The organism is Brevibacterium sanguinis (assembly GCF_039528855.1).
Taxonomy (GTDB): Bacteria; Actinomycetota; Actinomycetes; order Actinomycetales; family Brevibacteriaceae; genus Brevibacterium; species Brevibacterium sanguinis.
The window spans coordinates 266,041-284,165 of sequence record NZ_BAAAMB010000016.1 but is presented as its reverse complement, the minus strand read 5'-3'; the positions used below and the strand labels follow the sequence as shown (position 1 = coordinate 284,165).

The window sequence follows — 18,125 nt, the reverse complement described above, 5'->3', positions numbered from 1 at the left end:
GTCGTGGAACAGTCTGGCACACCTCGGTGTCCGAGCTCACATGCGCGGATGCGTGCGCGGGACTCTGCGCGGGTTCGTCCTCAGACGCGGTTGATCCGGCGCACGGCGAGTTCGGCGAGCAGGGCAGCCCCGTCGGGGAGGACGGAGTCGTCGAAGCGGGCGAGCGGCGAATGGTTGCTCGGGGCCGTCGCCGGGTCCCCCGTCGCACACGCTCCGAGGAAGAGGTACGTCCCGGGCACCTCGTCGAGGACGAAGGAGAAGTCCTCAGCCCCGGCGTCGGGCGTGGGCTTGAGGGCGAAGCGGTCCTCACCGAAGACGTCGGCGACGGTCTCGGCCATGAACGCATGCTCATCGGGGTTGTTGACCGTGAGCGGGTAGACGTTGCGCATCGTCACCTCCGACTCCAGTCCGTGCGCCGCGGCGACGCCCTCCATGAGCGGGACGACGAGTTCGGCGAGCAGGGCGCGCGATTCCCGGCTGAACGAGCGGATCGTCGCATTGAACTCCGCGGAGTCCGGGATGATGTTCTCCTTCGTGCCCCCGGCGATCCGCCCGACGGTGACGACGACGGGGTCCCAGATGTTGAAGCGCCGCGTCACCATCGTCTGGAGTGCGGTCACCGCTTCGCAGAGCGCGGGGATCGGATCCATCGTCGTGTGCGGCGCCGACCCGTGACCGCCCGCCCCGTTGAACCGCACGGTCAGCGAATCGGGCGCCGACATCAGGGTGCCGGGGCGGCCGGTGAAGACCCCGCGGGGGATCTCGTGGGCGAGCACGTGGAGACCGTAGGCGGCGTCGGCGCGCTTGCCGGCGGCGTCGAGGACGCCCTCGGCGATCATCTGCTCCGCCCCGCCGTCCATCTCCTCGGCGGGCTGGAACATGAAGACGACGTCTCCGTCGAGCTCCTCGCGCATCGCGTGGAGGATCCGCGCCGCGCCGACGAGTCCGGCGGTGTGGAGGTCGTGCCCGCAGGCGTGCATCGTCTCCCCCGTCGTCGATGCGAAGTCCTCACCGCTCTCCTCGACGACGGGCAGCCCGTCCATGTCACCGCGCAGGAGGACCACCGGCCGGTCCGCACCGGTGCGGCCTCCGGGCTTCGTCCCGCGCAGCACCGCGGTGATGCTCGTCAGCTCCTCGCCGAGGCTGATCTCGAGGTCGAGTCCCTCGAGCGCGGTGAGCACCCGCTGCTGTGTTCGGGGCAGTTGGCGACCGAGCTCGGGCTCCCGGTGGAGGTCGCGGCGCAGGGCGATGAGGTCCTCGGCGAAGCTCTGCGCAAGCTCCCGAGTCCGGGATGCCTGTGGCGCGGCGGTCGTGGTCGGCTGGGTGTCCGTGGGCGATTCTGTGGGTGTCATGGGCAATAACGTAGGGTCGGCGGCTGCGGACCGGCAACGGTTCGCGAGCCGCTCGGCGAAGGTCTCGACAACTGTCGTCTCCGCGCCCGCCAACACGCGACAATCCGTCATTGTTCCGGTCAGAGGCGAGGCGCAAGGATTGAGACACTCATCACACACCAGGTCGCACAGGGAGGCAATGATGCAGACCAAGGCCACAGACTCACCGGACTCACCTCCGAAGAAATCGTCACCGCTCCCGCTCATCGCGGGCACCACGGTCGGCAACTTCGTCGAGTGGTTCGACTTCGCCCTCTACGGGTTCGCGGCGACGATCATCGCCGCGACGTTCTTCCCGCCCGACGGCGGTGCCGGTGCCCTGGCGGCGACGTTCGCCGTCTACGCCGCGGCGTTCGTCATCCGTCCCGTCGGCGGGTACGTCCTCGGTCGCATCGGGGACCGCTACGGCCGCCGCCGCGCCCTGTCGATCTCCGTCATCATCATGGGCCTGGCCACCGCCGCAATCGGGCTCATCCCCAGCTTCTCCGCGATCGGCTGGTGGGCACCGGCGCTGCTGCTCGTCTTCCGCTGCCTCCAGGGGTTCTCCGCCGCCGGCGAGTTCGTCGGGGCGACGACGTTCCTCATGGAGCACGCCCCGCAGGGCCGTCGCGGCCTGTGGTGCAGCTTCGTCACCACCTCGACGTGGCTCGGCACCGTCGGCGCCACCGCCCTCATCCTCGTCCTCCAGGCGAGCTTCGGCCCCGTCTACCAGGAATGGGTGTGGCGCGTGCCGTTCGTCTTCGGCGGACTCATCGCAATGGTCGGCCTCTACGTGCGCCTCCGCCTCGCCGAGACCCCCGTCTTCATCAAGACCGAGGAGAAGATCGACGACGCTCCCCGCCTGCGCGACCTCTGGGCCAAGCACAAGGGCATCATCATGATCGTCTTCGTCTACAACGTCTTCCTCGGCATCCTCACCTCCTCCGTCGTCGGCTACCTGCCGAGCTACCTCATCTCCGAGCTCCGGTTCGCTCCGCTCCAGGCCACGATCACCGTCACCGGCATGCTCATCGTCGCCGCGATCACCAGCCCGATGATCGGGGCACTGGCCGACAAATACGGTCGCCGCCGTCTCCTCATCCCCAGCGTCGCGATCGCCGCCATCGCCGTCGTCCCCGCCTACGGCCTCCTCGGCGTGGCGGCACTGGCCTGGCTCGGCATGATCGTCATGGTCGTCGCGACGAACTTCGTCGGCGTCGTCGGCAGCATCAGCGTTCCCGAGCTCCTGCCCCCGCAGTTCCGCTTCGTCGGTCTCGCCCTGCCCACGGCGATCGCCTACGCGATCTTCAGCGGCACCGCTCCCCTCGTCAACTCGAGTCTCATCTCCGCCTTCGGCACCGCCCTGGCGCCCGGGTTCTACACCCTGGCGATCGGTGCGATCGCGTTCCTCGTCCTCGCCCGGTGGCTGCCGGAGACTAGGGACTCCTCGATCGCCCACGGTGCGCAGCTGCGCACCCGCTGAGACGACATGGGCTGGGCCGCGTCCGCGTCCTCTACTCTTGGAGGCATGCAAGATGAGGTCCAGTCCATCGTCGATGCCCTGAGCACGGCGCTGGGGCGCACCGTCTCGGTCAGCGACTACTCGATCCGCCACATCGCCCACTCGAGGCAGATGGGAGCCGTCGACCAGGCCCGCATCGACTCGGTGCTCCGTCGCCGCGTCTCACCCCAGCTCCAGGAGTTCATCTACTCCCAGGGCGCCCGTCACGCCACCGGGCTCTTCGAGGTCGCAGCAAACGAGAGCCTCGACGCCCGCATCGCCCGCTACGGCCACCCCATCAGCGCCGATGGTCGGACCCTGGGCTTCATCTGGCTCCTCCGCAGCGAAGGCCCGCTCGGTGCGGAGGAGGAGAAGACCGTCGCCGAGGCGGCCGCCTCGATCAGCCGGGAGCTGCGGAGACAGGCCCACGCCGGCCGTGCCCGGGACACCGCCCTCAAACAGCACCTCGCCGATGCCCTCTCCCCCGACGCGGAGGAGCGGACCAAGGGCGCTGAGGCACTCGCCCAGGAGAGGCTCTTCGGCGCCCAGGCCTCGACCCTGCTCGTCCTCGACTTCACCGCCACCGCCTCGGCGAGCACCGCCCAGACGGGGATGAGCGCCGCGCTCATGCTCGAACGCTTCACCGACTGGTTCTCCCTGGCTCCGGGCCTCTTCCACGACTTCGCCGACCACAGCGTCGTCCTCCTCGGCGCGGAGTTCCCCGACGATTCGGTGCGGCAGTGGTGGCGGGGCGAGCTCACCGACCAGGACGTCATCGCCCGGGTCGGCATCGGCCTCGGCGACGCCCTCGACGACCTCCGCGACGCCGAGGCGACGTTCGCCGCCTACCGTCACGCCCGGACGGCCGCGCGCATCGCCCTGACCACCGACACCGCCCCGGTCGCCCTGCGCCGCTTCGCCGAGCTCGGCTACTACGGACTCCTGCCCGAGGCGAGCCCGGAGACCCTGGCGACCCCGGTCGCCGCAGTCATCGCCGCCCTCGTCACCGATCATCCCGAGCTCGCCGAGACGCTCGAGCGCTACCTCGACGCCGCCGGCGACGTCCGCGCCACCGCCTCGGCGATGTACCTCCACCGGGGCAGCCTCTACAACCGGCTCAAGCGGATCGAACAGCTCACCGACCTCGACCTCGGCAGCGGCGGTGACCGGCTGAGCGCCCATCTCGGCCTAAAACTGCTCCGCACGACTGGACAGCTGTCGTGGCCGGAGACCGTCGAACACGACAGTCAGCGATAGTCGCACGGGCCGCACCTCGAGATAATCGAGACACGACCACCGTTTCAACGACGAGATCAGAGGTAACCATGGCGATCTGGCTGGCCAACCCCACTGTGATTCCCTGCACCGGCGACGAGACCGACAAGGGTCCGGGCACCGCACCGCGGGAGGTCACGGGAATCCGCATCGACGATGGCCTCATCGATCGCATCGGAGGGTCCGCCGAGGCGGGGGACGAGGTCATCGACGCCGCCGGCCTGACGCTCACCCCGGGGCTCATCGACGGACACACGCATGCGGGCATGGCGAGTCCCGTCGATGCGAGCCTGCGCCACGATCTGCCCGTCGCCGTCCTCGCCGCCGACATCTTCCACGTCTGCGGTGAGGCCCTCGACGCGGGGTTCACGACGCTGCGCGACTGCGGCGGCCTCGACCTCGGCGTCCCCCAGGCGATCGCGAGCGGCCGCGTCCGGGGCCCGCGGATCGTCCAGTCCGGTCCGATCCAGGCCCAGACCGGCGGGCACGGCCACTACTCGAGCGAATGGGAGCCGACCGAGTACTTCGACACCCATGCGATCCCGGGGCTGCGGACGATCGCCCTGCTCGCCGACAGTCCCGACGAGGTCCGCAGGAACGTCCGTGAGTCCTTCCGCCGCGGAGCCGACTTCATCAAGATGTGCGTGACCGGCGGAGTGCTCGGCTTCCGCAACAACGTCGAGGCCACCCAGTTCACGTTCGACGAGATCGCTGCGGCCGTCCACGAGGCGACCGCCCGCGGCACGTACGTCACGGTCCACGCCCACAACGCGACGGGCATCCGCACCGCCATCGAGGCCGGGGTCAAGTGCGTCGAGCACGGCACCGGCATCGACGCGGAGACCGCGCAGCTCATGGTCGAGAACGGCGTCTCCCTCGTTCCGACGTTCGCCACCGCCTACGTCTACCTCACCGGGTCGAGCGCCTCCGGGGTCGAACACGACTTCTCCGCGCAGATCGACGGGGTGATCGCCGGGATGGAGTCGTCCCTGCGCGAAGCCAGGAAGGCCGGGGTGCGCATCGGTCTCGGCTCGGATCTCACGGGACTCAACCAGGTCAACCGGGCCGAGGAGATGAAGCTGCGCTCGCAGCTCGAGTCCCCGGAGGCCGCGCTCATCGCCGCGACCCGGATCAACGCGGAGCTCTGCGACCTCGGCGAGGTCACCGGCACGATCGAGGAGGGCAAGCGCGCCGACCTCGTCGCGTGGACGGCGTCGCCGCTCGAGGATCCCACCCGCTTCACCGACCGGTCGACGATCGCACACGTCTTCCTCGACGGCAGGCGCGTGGCGGGATCGGCTGCCGGGTGATCGTCGGCCTGTTGCGCTGAACCCGTTCAGTCGAAGTAGTGCTCGACGTCGATGGCGCCGCCGGCGCGGGTGAACTCCGCGTCGACTTCGGCGGCGAGAGCATCGTCGACGAGGTAGTCGAGCGCCGTGCACGCCAGCCCGTAGGCGGCGTCGCGGGCCGCGGCCTCGGCGGCCGGGGTGATCGCGGCAGCGGCGAACTCCCGGGTATGCAGGGCCACCTCGGCGTCGGCGGTCCTGATGAGCGGATGGATGCCGGGGATCCGGTAGGAGACGTTGCCGAAGTCCGTCGAGGCCGCGATCGACTCGTCGAGGACGCCCGCCGGCAGCGGTGAGCGTCCGCGCTCCTCCTCGTGGAGGGCCCAGCGCGTCGTCAGCGCCGCATTGCCGCGCACCGGCAGCGACGGCGGGTGCTCATCCCACGTCACCTCGACCCCGGTGCCGGTCATCAGCGCCGCCCCCATCGCCGCCTCCTCGACCCGCTGCGAGAGCTCCTTGAGCGTCTCCGGGTACTTCGAGCGGACGTAGCACTGTACGGTCGCCGATTCCGTGATGATCGAGGGCCTCGTCCCGCCGTCGGCGATGACGGCGTGGAGGCGGGAGATCGGCGGCATCTGCTGCCGGAGCAGGCCGAGGCCCTGATAGAAGAGGGTCGCGGCGTCGAGTGCGTTGCGTCCCATGAAGGGCTGCGCCGAGGCGTGTGCGGCGACTCCCGTATACGTGACCTCGAGGAGGCGACGGCCGAGCCACACCTGGTCGGCGCAGTCGTAGCCGTACCCGTGGACCATGATCGCCGCGTCGATGCCGTCGAAGGCACCGGCTCGGGCCATGACCTCCTTGCCAGAATGCCCCTCCTCGGCGGGGGTGCCGAGGAGGACGACGGTGCCGGGCACGGCCGCAGGATCCCTCTTGGCGAGGTCGTCGAGTGCGAGGAACGCCCCGACTGCGGCGGCGGCGATGAGGTTGTGGCCGCACGCGTGGCCGATCTCCGGCAGCGCATCGTATTCGGCGAGGATGGCGATCGTCCTGCCCTCACCGGAGCCGGTCGTCGCGCGCAGGGTCGTGTCGACGCCGTAGCGCCCGGTCTCGACGGCGATGCCGCGGGAGGCGAGGACGGCGGCGATCGCGGCGACGGATTCGTGCTCCTCGTACGCGGTCTCGGCGAGGCCGTGGATGGTGCGGAGGAGTTCGGTGATGTCGGCGCCGACGGTCTCGAGTCCCTCCGCGATCGCCTCGGTGCTCGTCGTCGGGGCGCCGGTGAAGGTGTCGGTCCACTCCCCTGCCGCGCCGGCGCGGGCCTGCGTCTCGGCGGAGATGTGGTCGAGGTAGGACTCGTCGGGAACGGCGGGGCGGCTGAGATCGCGCAGGGGGCTCATGTCACTCAAGCATAGGAGACCCGAAGCCCACAGCCAGGCGCTAGGCCGCGGTGAGCTGGAGGGCGAGGGAGTCGACGCGGTCGATGATGAGCGCATCGACGGCCAGCGCATGCTGGAACCGGTCGAGTTCGCTGTCGTCGACGTCACCGCGGACGCCGAGGCGGATGCCGAGTTCCGGTCCTTCGACGTGGACGCGGGCGCTGCCGGGGCTGAGACTGATCGTCGCCAGCCATGGGAAGGCCTCGGCGATCGTCGCGATCGCCTGTCCCACCTCGGCGTCGGCCCACGACGGCGTCCACGGACGGCCCTGCGCGAACGCGAACAGCGCGGGACGCCGCAACAGGAACGACCGTGCGGTTCCGGGGTCGAGGACGACGAGCTGGGATTCGGCTTCGACGGCGCCGAGGACGAGGCGCTCGGCTTCGATCGGCACGGGTCGGGCCTCGGGGTGCCAGGCCGTCAGCGGGGGGATCGCGGAGAACCCGGGCGTGCATTCGCGACCGTCGGCGGCTTGGAGGCGGACCATCGCCATGTCCGAGGAGTTGTCGACCATGAGCCCGTTCTCCCCGACGCCGTGGTCGATGGCCAGGGGCACGATCGGCGCGTAGAGGCGGGTGCCGGACAGGGCCGTGACGACGCCGCGGTGGGCCTCGGGGTCGAGCGGTGCCCCGGCCACGGTCTCGAGGGCCGTGAGCAGGGCCGCGTCGGCCTCACCGGTGTCCCCGGAAAACGGGTTCGGGGCGAGGCTGCGGCCCTCCCACGGCTGGCCGGCCGAATCGGTCGACACGGTCTCAGCGTCCCGCGACGTCGAGGGCCTCTTCGAGCGTGAACTGCCCGGCGTAGAGGGCCTTGCCGACGATCGCGGAGTCGACGCCGGCGGGGACGAGACTGCGGAGGCTGCGGAGGTCATCGAGGCTCGAGACGCCGCCGGAGGCGGTGATCGGCTTGTCGGTGCGCGTCGACATCGATTCGAGCAGGTCGAGGTTGGGTCCCTGGAGGGTGCCGTCCTTGCGGACGTCGGTGACGACGTAGCGGGCGCAGCCGGCTTCCTCGAGGCCGGTGAGCACCTCGAAGAGGTCCCCGCCGTCCTTCGTCCATCCGCGGGCGGCGAGCGTCTGCCCGCGGACGTCGAGGCCGATGGCGACCTGGTCGCCGAAGCGGGAGATCATCTCGGCCGTCCACTCGGGGTTCTCGAGCGCCGCGGTGCCGATGTTGACGCGTTCGGCCCCGGTGTCAAGCGCCCTCTCGAGGCTTTCGGTGTCGCGGATGCCGCCGGAGAGTTCGACCTTGATGCCCACGGCCTTGACGACCTGGTTGAGGAGATCGGAGTTCGATCCCCGACCGAACGCCGCGTCGAGGTCGACGAGGTGGATCCATTCGGCGCCGCGCTCCTCGAAGTCGTGGGCGGCGTCGATCGGTGAGCCGTAGTCGGTTTCCGTGCCCGCTTCGCCCTGGACGAGGCGGACGGCTTTGCCGTCAGCGACGTCGACGGCGGGGAGGAGAACGAGCTTGTCAGTCATGGTGGCCTTTCCTGGGTCGCAGTCGGTGGTGCGGTGGTGGATGCGACGCTGAGTCAGTGATTCCGGGACCGGGCCGGTCCCGGGGCGTGCGGGTCAGTCGTTCGGCGCGGATGCTCCTGGCGAACCGGGGCTGTCGGGCGACCCTGGATTGTCGGGCGACTCGGGATCGCTGGGCGTTGCGGAGAACGTCGCGATCCAGTTGCGCAGGAGTCCGGCACCTGCGGTCGCGGACTTCTCCGGATGGAACTGGGCGGCCCACGTCGTCCCGTCCTCGACGGCGGCGACGAAGTCCCCGCCGTGGGTCGCGGTCGTCACGAGCGTCCCGGGCGGGTGCTCAGTGGCGGCGTAGGAGTGGACGAAGTAGAACTTCTCGTCCTCGATGCCGGCGAACATCTGCGAACCGGGGGGCGCTGTCACGCCCGTCCACCCCATGTGGGGCACGACCGGCGCGTCGAGCGCGGTGACCTCACCGGGCCACAGGCCGATGCCTTCGGTCTCCTCCCCGTGCTCGCGTCCGCGGGAGAAGAAGACCTGGAGGCCGACGCAGATGCCGAGCAGGGGACGACCGGCGGCGTGCCGGTCGCGGATGAGATCGACGGCGCCGACGGATTCGAGCCCGCGCATCACGGCGGAGTACGCGCCGACTCCGGGCACGAGCAGGCCGTCGGCGGCGTCGATGACCGCGTGGTCGGCGGTGAGGGTGACGTCGGCACCGGCGGCCTCGGCGGCGCGCACGGCGGAGCGGACGTTGCCGGCGCCGTAGTCGAGCACGGCGATCGTCGTCATCAGCGCTGCCCTCCTGAGAGGACGCGGGAGATCCGCCACAGCGAGAACCCGAGGACGATCGCCCCGACTACGGCGACGATCCAGGCGACAGCGTTGCCGCCGAGGCCGACGGTGACGCCGAAGGCGAGGACGAGACCGGCGAGGACGGCGACGACGATCCACATGAGCGCGGTGCGTGCGAGCGCGGCCCGTCCCGGCGTCATCGTCGCCGCGCTCGCCTGGAGCTTCGACATCGACGAGGTCGGGATATTGCCCTCGACCTCCTCAGGCGTGACGGTTTCGAGGAGGATCTGCTCGGTGACGTCGGGGAGGTTGCGCAGTGCGAGTCCGGCCGGGACATCGGATTCGCGTGCCCCGTGCCGGAAGTGGCCGGCGTCGATCTGCTCGTCGCTGCGGACGAGGAGGAGGACCTCGTGTTTGCCGGCGAGCTTCGAGATCGCAGCGGCCGCCTCGTTGCCGGCTTCGACACCGGTGTCGGAGAGCACGATACCGGTGAAGTCGCCGATGGGCACGATGGTGCCGGAGATGTTCGAGAGCACGCACGCGGCGGCGAGCTGGTCGGGGACGCCGAACGGGGTGACGACGACGGTGGTGCTCACAGGACTCCCTTGGTGCTCGGGACAGCGGTGGTGCGGCCGTCGGGTTCGACGGCTTCGCGCAGGGCGCGGGCGAAAGCCTTGAACTGGGCTTCGACGATGTGGTGCGGGTCGCGACCGCGCAGCAGGTCGAGGTGGACGGTGAGTCCGGCGTGGAACGCGATCGACTCGAGGGCGTGGGAGGTCATCGAGCCCGTGAAGTGCCCGCCGATGAGGTGGTACTGCTGCCCGTCGGGTTCGCCCTGGTGGACGAAGTAGGGGCGGCCGGAGATGTCGATGACGCAGCGGGCCAGCGATTCGTCGAGCGGGACGAAGGCGGCACCGTAGCGGCGGATGCCGGCCTTGTCGCCGAGTGCTTCGGCGATGGTCTGCCCGATGACGATCGCGGTGTCCTCGACGGTGTGGTGGACGTCGATGTCGGTGTCGCCGGAGGCGCTGATGTCCATGTCGATGAGCGAGTGCTTCGCCAGTGCGGTGAGCATATGGTCGAAGAACGGCACCGTCGTCGAGATGTCTGCTCTGCCGGTGCCGTCGAGATCGAGGGCGACGGACACGGTCGACTCGGATGTCGATCGGTCGCGTTGGGCCTTCCTCATAGTGAGCCTTTCTTCGCTCTGGTCATCACGCGGCGCATGGGTGCGCCGCTGTCCATTGTCTCAGTCCCCGTCCGCATCGTGCACAGCGGTCTCGCCACAGAGCATCGGCGGTCTCGTCGCCGAGGCGGTGGTGGCGGTCTCCGATGGGCGTCAGCGATGGCTGAGCAGCGTGTCCGGTGCGGTCGCGACGATGTCGTCGAGGGCGGCGAGGAACGCGTTCGTCTCCGCTTCGGTGCCGGCGTTGACCCGGGCGTGGTGGGGAATGCCGATGTCGCGGATGAGGATTCCGCGGTCGAGGAGCTGCTGCCACAGGTCGGCCGGTGAGGCGATGTTGCCGAAGAGGACGAAGTTCGAATCGCTCGGGTAGACGGTGAATCCGAGGGTGGCGAGGCGCTCAGCGATGGCCGTGCGCGAGTCGATGAGCCGGTCGACGTTGCCGAGCAGCAGATCGGCGTGATCGAGCGCCGTGCACGCGAGGACCTGGGTGATGTCGGAGAGGTGGTAGGGCAGCCGGACGAGGCGGAGCGCGTCGATGACTTCGGGGGCCGCGATCGCGTAGCCGAGCCGCAGTCCCGCGCAGGCGAAGGCCTTGCTCATCGTCCGGGAGACGACGAGGCGCGGTCGCCCCTCGAGCAGGGTCATCGCCGAGGGCAGGGCGGGTCGGGAGAACTCGGCGTACGCCTCGTCGACGATGACGATTCCACGGCAGTTCTCGTATGCGGCGGCGATGACGTCGAGGCCGATCGAGGTGCCGGTCGGATTGTTCGGGGTGCAGAGGAAGACGATGTCGGGATCGACGCGGGCCACCTCGGCGGCGACGGATGCGGCGTCGAGTTCGAACTCCTCGTCACGGGAGGCCGCCACCCAGGTCGCGCCGGTGCCGGTCGTGATGAGCGGGTGCATCGAGTAGCTCGGGGTGAAGCCGAGAGCGGTGCGTCCGGGTCCGCCGAAGGCCTGGACGATGTGGGAGAGGACCTCGTTCGAGCCGTTGGCCGCCCAGATCATCTCCGGGACGAGGTCGACCGAGCCAACCGCCCGTTCGTTGACGCCGTCGAGGTAGGTGACGAGGTGCTCACGCAGCGCCGTGAATTCCCTGTCGGGGTAGCGGTTGAGTCCGGCGAGGTGGCCGTCGACGGCCCGGCGCATCGCCTCGGTGACGACCTCGGGGATCGGATAGGCGTTCTCGTTGACGTTGAGCTGCACCGGAACGTTGAGGTGCGGAGCGCCGTAGGGCTGCTGACCGACGAGGTCGGAGCGGACCGGCAGAGAGTCGATGTTTCCCACACACCGATTTTAGCGCTGGGGAACGTCGAGACTCTGCCCGGGGTGGACGACGGGGCTGTCGAGGTGGTTGAGCTCGACGATGTCGGCGACGACCTCACGGGTGTCGCGGTCGAGGCCGAGGTTCGAGGCCACGGTCCACAGCGACTCGCCCTCGCCGACGACGACGGCGTCAGCGGCGACTCCGACGACCTCTCCCTCAGCGACCGCCTCGGCGGTGAACGTCTGGGTGGAGATGAAGAGCGTTCCGCCGATGATGGCGAGAGCGCACAGGGCGGTGCGGAGCAGGCGCACGGCGCGGCGGCCGCGGACGGTCAGACGCATTTCGTGATTCTTCTCAGACATCGCTTTACCTCTTTCTTCGTACGATTCCACCCGCAATGGGTAGAACGTCTGTTCTATTCAACATGCCAATCGAACAAATGTCCAGTCCATCTCGAACATTTATGAGACAATGAGCGAGAACCAGCGTTGTTGATCGATCTCGAACAACCATCCCAGGCGGCACTGACACGAGATCTCTCGAAGCGCTTCGACCGGTGGGATTAGAACGAAGGGGAAGAGGCAATGGTGCAGAACAAACGAGGCAGAGGCAGGCCGCGCAACGAGGATGTGGCCAGCGAGATCGCGGCTGCGCGCAGCGAAGAGGACGAGGTCGAGATCCCCGACGGGCCGACCGGAGCCGGCGACTTCCGGCTCTCCCCCCGGCAGCGGCTCGTCCTCGAGACGATCGAACGCGCCGTCGTCACCAACGGCTACCCGCCGAGCATGCGCGAGATCGGCGAGGCCGCGGGGCTCGCATCGCTCTCGAGCGTGGCGCATCAGCTCTCGCAGCTCGAGCGGCTCGGCTATGTCCGTCGCGACCCCAAGCGCCCCCGGGCGATCGAGGTCGTCAATCCCTTCGAAGAGGAGGAGGCGGAGCGCGCGAAGTACGAAGAGCTTGCCAACAACACCGTCCAGGTTCCGGTCGTCGGCCGCATCGCCGCCGGTGGTCCGATCCTCGCCGAGCAGGAGGTCGACGACGTCTTCTCCCTGCCGACGCAGGTCGTCGGCTCCGGCGAGATGTTCCTCCTCAAGGTCGTCGGCGATTCGATGATCGAGGCGGCCATCTGCCACGATGACTGGGTGGTCGTGCGCAAGCAGCACACCGCTGACAACGGGCAGATCGTCGCCGCCCTCCTCGACGGCGAGGCGACGGTGAAGACGCTCAAGCGCAAGGCCGGGCGCCAGTGGCTGCTCCCGCAGAACAAGGACTACGACCCCATCGACGGCACGTATGCGCAGATCATGGGTCTCGTCGTCGCCGTCATTCGCCGCCTCTGAGAGCTGTTACCGGGCACGGCCTGCGCGGAGCGACTGCGCATATCGCGGGCGCTATCTGCAGAGTTCGGTTGCTCGAGCACTGCCTGCGCCCGGCGACGATTGCCCCCGACCGGTCACGGTCGGGGGCACTCGTGCGTTCCGCAGGGTCCCTGGGCGCGGACGACCGCCTCGGCGGCAGGGCACGACCGCCTCGGCGGGTTCAGATTTCGAACCCCGCACACGCAGCCGCACAGACAACCCGTGCACGCGGTGGATCAGCGGCTCCGCGTAGGGGGTGCGAAGCTGCGCGGTGTGTGTGCCACTCCGGGTTGTGCGTGCGAAGCTCCGCGACGGATCTGCGGCGCCGCGGTGGTCGTCGCGCTCCGGGTGCCCTTCGACCGCCTCGGCGGGCTCAGATTTCGAATCCCGCACACGCAGCCGCACAGACAACCCGTGCACGCGGTGCGTCAGCGGCTCCGCGTAGGGCCTACGAATCTGGACGGTGCATCAGCGGCTCCGCGGTGGTCGTCGCGCTCCGGGTGCCTTTCGACCGCCTCGGCGGGCTCAGATTTCGAATCCCGCACACGCAGCCGCACCGACAACCCGTGCACGCGGTGGATCAGCGGCTCCACGTAGGGGGTGCGAAGCTGCGCGGGGTGACTGCCACTGAGGGTTGTGCGTGCGAAACCGCGCGACGGATCTGCGGCGCAGCCGAATCAGAGACTGGGATCGTTCACAGACCGTTCTGCACATCGGTCAGGGAGTCGGCAGTCGGATAGCCCTGCGTCGAGTCGCCCATTCCGAGCAGAAAGACCAGGGTGAGCACCATGGCAGCACCGCCGAGAACGAAGGCCACAACTGGCCAGACGTTGAGATAAGTGGCGCCCATGAGCAGCCCGATGCCCCCGGCGGCGAAAAGGGCGAGACCCGTGAGGAGACTCGCCAGCCAATGTTTCCGCTGGGGCTTCTTCTTCCGTTTGCGCGCCATGGCGCGAACTGTACCACCCGGCCCCGCGGACCTCATCCCTTGGCTGCGTCGTCGTCCTTCGCGTCGGCGAGCCGGCCGAGGGCGGTGCGAACGAGCTGCGCGTCGGTCGTCGGCCACATCTGCGGCATCGAGTTGACGAGGTAGCCGGCGTACCGGGCCGAGCGCAGCCGCGAGTCGAGCACCGCGACGACACCCTTGTCAGCTGTCGAGCGGATGAGGCGTCCGGCGCCCTGGGCCAGGCGCAGAGCGGCATGCGTCGCGCTCACCGCCATGAACCCGTTGACACCGCGCTTGTCGGCGTCGCGGGCCCGCGCCTGCATGAGCGGATCGTCCGGACGCGGGAAGGGGATCCGGTCGATGATGACGAGCCGGTTCGTCCTCCCGGGCACGTCGACGCCCTGCCACAGTGACATCGTCCCGAACAGACATGCCTCATCGTCGGCGGCGAACCGGGAGACGAGCGACGGCAGACCGTCCTCGCCCTGGAGGAGGATCGGAACATCGACCTTGGCTCGCAGATGCTCGGCGGCGGCATTCGCTGCCGCTTTCGAGGAGAAGAGTCCGAGCGCCCCGCCACGGGACGCGGTGACGAGCGCTTCGAGTTCGGCCAGCGCCTCCTCGCTCAGCCCGCTGCGACCGGGTTTGGGCAGGTGAGAGGCGACGTAGATGATGCCCTGCCGGCCGTAGTCGAAGGGTGAGCCGACGTCGAGGCCGTCCCACCTCGGCGCATCCGGTCCGAAGAGCCCGAGCGAGGCGGCCACGGCGTCGAAGTTCCCACCGAGGGCGAGCGTCGCCGAGGTCGCGACGACGGTGGAGTCCTCGAAGATCCCGTTGCGCATCGTCCCGGCCACGCTCAGCGGAGCGACGACGAGGTTCGTCGTCTCGCGTTCGCGGAAGGTGCTGCGGCTCAGCCACACGACGTCGTTCTTGCCGGGGTCGCAGAAGCGCTCGGCGAGTTCGAAGATCTCCTGGCACCGGGCCTTGGCCATCTGCCGGCCCGCATCGGCCTCCTCCCCGCGTCCGCCGATGTCGTTGATGATCTGCCGGGCGGAGTCGCGGATCTGCGTGAGGGCGAGTGCCAACGGCTCGGCGACGGAGAGCATGAGCCCCTCCTGGACACCGGCGGTGGCGCGTTCGAAGGCAGCCGAGGCGGTGTCGAGCATCGCGACGACCCCGTCCTCGACCGTCGTGTTCTTCCGCACCGCCGAGGTGGCTGCCGACAGCATGCCCGTGTTGATCTGGCCGGACAGGGCGTTCGTCACGCGGTCCTTGAGTTCGTGGGCCTCGTCGATGATGATGACGTCGTGTTCGGGCAGGACGGAATTCTCCCCGAACGCGTCGATCGCGAGCAGCGCGTGGTTCGTCACGATGATGTCGGCCTCCGAGGCCGCGGTCCGCGCCTGTTCGGCGTAGCACTCGGTGAAGAGCGGACAGTTCGACCCCAGGCAGTCGAACGCGTTGACCGACACCTGCGCCCACGCCTTGTCACTAACACCTGGCAGCAGATCGTCCCGGTCGCCGGTGTCCGTCGTCTTCTCCCACGTCCGAATCCGCTGGATCTCCTCACCGAGGCCGGACCGGTCGGCGGGTCGGCGGCCGGCGGCGGCATCGGCGCCGAGGTCGAAGAGCATGCCCTCGTCCTCGTCGGGATAGCCGCCCTCGAGTTTGTGCTTGCACACATAGTTGCGCCGCCCCTTGAGCAGCGCGGCCTTCGGCAGCGGGTCGAGCGTCTTCTTCAGCGCCTTGAACAGGCGCGGCAGGTCCCGGTGGATGATCTGCGTCTGCAGTGCCAGCGTCGCCGTCGAGACGACGACCGTCCCTCCGGTGCGGCTCGCGTACTCGGCGGCGGGCACGAGGTAGGCCAGCGATTTGCCGGTGCCCGTGCCCGCCTGGACGAGGAGGTGGATGTTCTTGTCGAGCGACGAGGTGACCGCCTCGGCCATCTCGGTCTGCCCCTCACGGGGCGCCCCACCGATCGCCCCGACCGCGGTCTGGAGCAGATCGGAGACCGTGCTCACTCGCCGATGACCAGGTCGGGCCTGCGGAACTCCTCGAGTTCGGCGGCGAGTTCGGCCGGGACCTTCGCCTGCATGCCCGTGCCGCCGGCGCCGTGCTCCTCGTGCTCGACGGTGCCGAGCGCATAGATCTTCGACACGAGGTCGCCGCGCTCATACGGGATGAGGACGGTGATCTCGATGTTCGGCGAGGGCAGCTTCTCCTCGATCGTCTCGACGAGCTCGGCGATGCCCTCCCCCGTCGCCGCGGAGACGAATCGCGCTCCGGGGTATTCGGCGCGCAGCGCGGTGACGACGTTCTCGTCGGCGAGGTCGACCTTGTTGAAGACGAGGAGTTCGGGGATGTCACCGGTCTCGACGTCGCCGAGGACCTCGCGCACGGCGTGAATCTGCCCGTGCGGGTCCGGGTGCGAGGCGTCGACGACGTGGAGGAGCAGATCGGAGTCGGCCGCCTCCTCGAGCGTCGACCGGAACGCCTCGACGAGCTGATGGGGCAGGTTCCTCACGAAGCCGACGGTGTCGGTGTACGTGAACGTGATGCCCTCAGCCGTCCGCGACTGCCGGACGGTCGGGTCGAGGGTCGCGAACAGGGCGTTCTGGACCATCACCTCGGCGTCGGTGAGCCGGTTGAGCAGGGAGGACTTGCCCGCGTTCGTGTACCCGACGATCGCCACCGACGGGATGTGGTTGCGGTTGCGGTTCTTCCGCTTCGTGTCCCTGGCCGGCGCCATGCCGGCGATCTCCCGGCGCAGCTTCGCCATCCGCGTACGGATCCGGCGGCGGTCGAGCTCCATCTTCGTCTCACCGGGACCGCGCGAACCGATGCCGGCACCGCCGGCGACCCGGCCACCGGCCTGACGGGACATCGACTCACCCCAGCCGCGCAGACGCGGCAGGAGGTATTCGAGCTGCGCGAGCTCGACCTGGGCCTTGCCCTCGCGGGACTTCGCGTGCTGGGCGAAGATGTCGAGGATGAGCGCGACGCGGTCGACGACCTTGACCTTGATGACGTCCTCGAGCCCGCGCCGCTGGCTGGGGGCGAGTTCGGAGTCGATGATCACGGTGTCGGCGCCGACGGCTTCGACGATCTCCTTGAGCTCGGCGGCCTTGCCCTTGCCGAGGTACGTGCCCGGGTCCGGCTTCTCTCGGCGCTGGACGATCGCATCGAGAACTTCGGAACCTGCGGTCTCGGCGAGCGCGGCGAGTTCGCGGATCGAGTTCTCCGCCTCGTCGAGTGTGGTGTTCCACAGTCCGGCGAGTACGACGCGCTCGAGCCGGATCTGGCGGTATTCGACCTCGGTGACATCTTCGAGTTCGGTGGAGAGTCCGGCGACGCGCCGCAGGGCGGCACGCTCGGCGAGATCGAACTGGGAGTCCTCGTCAGCGGGGGTTCCCTGCGGGCTGAGCGCCTGAGCACCTCTGGCGAGGACGCGGTCGAGCATGGCATCTCGACGCTCTTTGTCGGTGGACGTCATTCATTCCTTTGTTCGTGTGTCGTTGTCGTCTGCATTCTGTGCAACGCATTCCGACGTCGTTCTATTCTCCCACAGCCGACTAGACTGCAACCGTGGCAGAGCACTATTTCACGCAGAGCCCGACGAGCGACGCGAAGCGCCGGGAGATCACCCTCGACCTCGCCGGTCGCACCGTGACCGTAGAGACGATGAGCGGGACCTTCTCCCCCACTCGACTCGACCCCGGCACCGCTGTGCTCCTCAAGCACCTTCCCGCGCCCGCCCCCGGGGATCTTCTCGATCTCGGGGCCGGGTGGGGTCCGATCGCGCTCCATTCCGCGTTCCAGGCTGCCGACGCCGAGGTGGACGTCCGCATCTGGGCCCTCGACGTCAACTCCCGGTCACTCGAATCGACGGCGGGCAATGCCGCCCGCCTCGGACTCGAGACGATCCGTCCCGTCACCGCAGACGAGATCCCCGCGGACCTCGAGTTCTCGACGATCCGGTCGAATCCGCCCATCCGGATCGGCAAGGAGGCCCTCCATGAGCTGCTGGAGACGTGGCTGCCCCGTCTTGCCCCCGGTGGGCGCGCGGACCTCGTCGTGTCGAAGAACCTCGGCGCCGACTCCCTTCTCGGCTGGATCTCCACGATGCTCGGTGAGGGGTTCACCGCTGAGCGCACCGCCTCGGCGAAAGGGTTCCGGATCCTCACGATCCACCGGGACTGATGCGAGTGCGGACACGGTGTGCCTTCCGGC

17 protein-coding genes are annotated in these 18,125 nt (G+C 69.1%); 5 read left to right on the top strand and 12 right to left on the bottom strand.

Features of this window, described 5'->3' with window-relative positions; genetic code table 11:
* Positions 1–80: 80 nt before the first annotated feature.
* Positions 81–1,352 carry a M20 metallopeptidase family protein gene (locus ABD154_RS17300; RefSeq protein ID WP_344251756.1) on the bottom strand — a complete coding sequence of 424 codons (1,272 nt, stop codon included), beginning with the start codon at positions 1,350–1,352 and terminating at the stop codon, positions 81–83.
* Between the two features lie 178 nt (positions 1,353–1,530).
* Here ABD154_RS17300 and ABD154_RS17295 point away from each other — a divergent pair, with 178 nt between their 5' ends.
* The 3 genes from ABD154_RS17295 to ABD154_RS17285 all read left to right on the top strand — a co-directional run bounded on the left by ABD154_RS17295 (position 1,531) and on the right by ABD154_RS17285 (position 5,456).
* A complete protein-coding gene (locus ABD154_RS17295) occupies positions 1,531–2,853 on the top strand; it encodes an MFS transporter (RefSeq protein ID WP_344251755.1) in 1,323 nt (440 codons plus the stop codon).
* A gap of 45 nt (positions 2,854–2,898) precedes the next feature.
* On the top strand, positions 2,899–4,128 hold the full coding sequence (locus ABD154_RS17290; protein ID WP_344251754.1) for a PucR family transcriptional regulator: 1,230 nt from the start codon (positions 2,899–2,901) through the stop codon (positions 4,126–4,128).
* A gap of 68 nt (positions 4,129–4,196) precedes the next feature.
* Positions 4,197–5,456, top strand: a complete 1,260-nt coding sequence (locus ABD154_RS17285; RefSeq protein ID WP_344251753.1) for a metal-dependent hydrolase family protein — start codon at positions 4,197–4,199, stop codon at positions 5,454–5,456.
* Between the two features lie 26 nt (positions 5,457–5,482).
* Here ABD154_RS17285 and ABD154_RS17280 read toward each other — a convergent pair whose 3' ends face one another.
* The 8 genes from ABD154_RS17280 to ABD154_RS17245 form a co-directional block, all read right to left on the bottom strand.
* Positions 5,483–6,829, bottom strand: coding sequence for a M20 family metallopeptidase (locus ABD154_RS17280; RefSeq protein ID WP_344251752.1), 1,347 nt, complete (start codon positions 6,827–6,829; stop codon positions 5,483–5,485).
* A gap of 40 nt (positions 6,830–6,869) precedes the next feature.
* Entirely contained in the window at positions 6,870–7,616 is a 747-nt protein-coding gene (locus ABD154_RS17275; RefSeq protein WP_344251751.1) for an SseB family protein, read from the bottom strand.
* Between the two features lie 4 nt (positions 7,617–7,620).
* Positions 7,621–8,349 carry a bifunctional 1-(5-phosphoribosyl)-5-((5-phosphoribosylamino)methylideneamino)imidazole-4-carboxamide isomerase/phosphoribosylanthranilate isomerase PriA gene (gene priA, locus ABD154_RS17270; RefSeq protein ID WP_211979070.1) on the bottom strand — a complete coding sequence of 243 codons (729 nt, stop codon included), beginning with the start codon at positions 8,347–8,349 and terminating at the stop codon, positions 7,621–7,623.
* Between the two features lie 93 nt (positions 8,350–8,442).
* Complete coding sequence (gene hisH, locus ABD154_RS17265; RefSeq protein ID WP_344251750.1) at positions 8,443–9,135, bottom strand: imidazole glycerol phosphate synthase subunit HisH; 693 nt, start codon at positions 9,133–9,135, stop codon at positions 8,443–8,445.
* On the bottom strand, positions 9,135–9,734 hold the full coding sequence (locus tag ABD154_RS17260; protein ID WP_344251749.1) for a hypothetical protein: 600 nt from the start codon (positions 9,732–9,734) through the stop codon (positions 9,135–9,137). Before ABD154_RS17260 ends, hisH begins: the two co-directional genes overlap by 1 nt.
* Positions 9,731–10,327 carry an imidazoleglycerol-phosphate dehydratase HisB gene (gene hisB, locus ABD154_RS17255; RefSeq protein ID WP_344251748.1) on the bottom strand — a complete coding sequence of 199 codons (597 nt, stop codon included), beginning with the start codon at positions 10,325–10,327 and terminating at the stop codon, positions 9,731–9,733. Before hisB ends, ABD154_RS17260 begins: the two co-directional genes overlap by 4 nt.
* Before the next feature lie 150 nt (positions 10,328–10,477).
* Positions 10,478–11,611 carry a histidinol-phosphate transaminase gene (locus tag ABD154_RS17250; protein ID WP_344251747.1) on the bottom strand — a complete coding sequence of 378 codons (1,134 nt, stop codon included), beginning with the start codon at positions 11,609–11,611 and terminating at the stop codon, positions 10,478–10,480.
* 9 nt (positions 11,612–11,620) lie between these two features.
* Positions 11,621–11,932 (bottom strand): LysM peptidoglycan-binding domain-containing protein, encoded by a 312-nt coding sequence (locus tag ABD154_RS17245; protein WP_249121048.1) that lies wholly within the window; start codon positions 11,930–11,932, stop codon positions 11,621–11,623.
* Positions 11,933–12,175: 243 nt separating this feature from the next.
* Here ABD154_RS17245 and lexA point away from each other — a divergent pair, with 243 nt between their 5' ends.
* Positions 12,176–12,931 (top strand): transcriptional repressor LexA, encoded by a 756-nt coding sequence (lexA, locus tag ABD154_RS17240; protein ID WP_211979064.1) that lies wholly within the window; start codon positions 12,176–12,178, stop codon positions 12,929–12,931.
* Between the two features lie 712 nt (positions 12,932–13,643).
* Here lexA and ABD154_RS17235 read toward each other — a convergent pair.
* From ABD154_RS17235 to hflX, 3 genes are read right to left on the bottom strand one after another with little or no spacing between them, the layout of a single operon-like run.
* On the bottom strand, positions 13,644–13,898 hold the full coding sequence (locus ABD154_RS17235; protein WP_211979063.1) for a hypothetical protein: 255 nt from the start codon (positions 13,896–13,898) through the stop codon (positions 13,644–13,646).
* A gap of 32 nt (positions 13,899–13,930) precedes the next feature.
* Entirely contained in the window at positions 13,931–15,916 is a 1,986-nt protein-coding gene (locus tag ABD154_RS17230) for an ATP-dependent DNA helicase (protein WP_344251746.1), read from the bottom strand.
* Positions 15,913–17,388: a GTPase HflX gene (gene hflX / locus ABD154_RS17225; RefSeq protein WP_137825264.1), complete on the bottom strand. Its 1,476-nt coding sequence runs from the start codon at positions 17,386–17,388 to the stop codon at positions 15,913–15,915. Before hflX ends, ABD154_RS17230 begins: the two co-directional genes overlap by 4 nt.
* 92 nt (positions 17,389–17,480) lie before the next feature.
* Here hflX and ABD154_RS17220 point away from each other — a divergent pair, with 92 nt between their 5' ends.
* Positions 17,481–18,095 carry a class I SAM-dependent methyltransferase gene (locus tag ABD154_RS17220; protein WP_344251745.1) on the top strand — a complete coding sequence of 205 codons (615 nt, stop codon included), beginning with the start codon at positions 17,481–17,483 and terminating at the stop codon, positions 18,093–18,095.
* Positions 18,096–18,125: the final 30 nt, after the last annotated feature.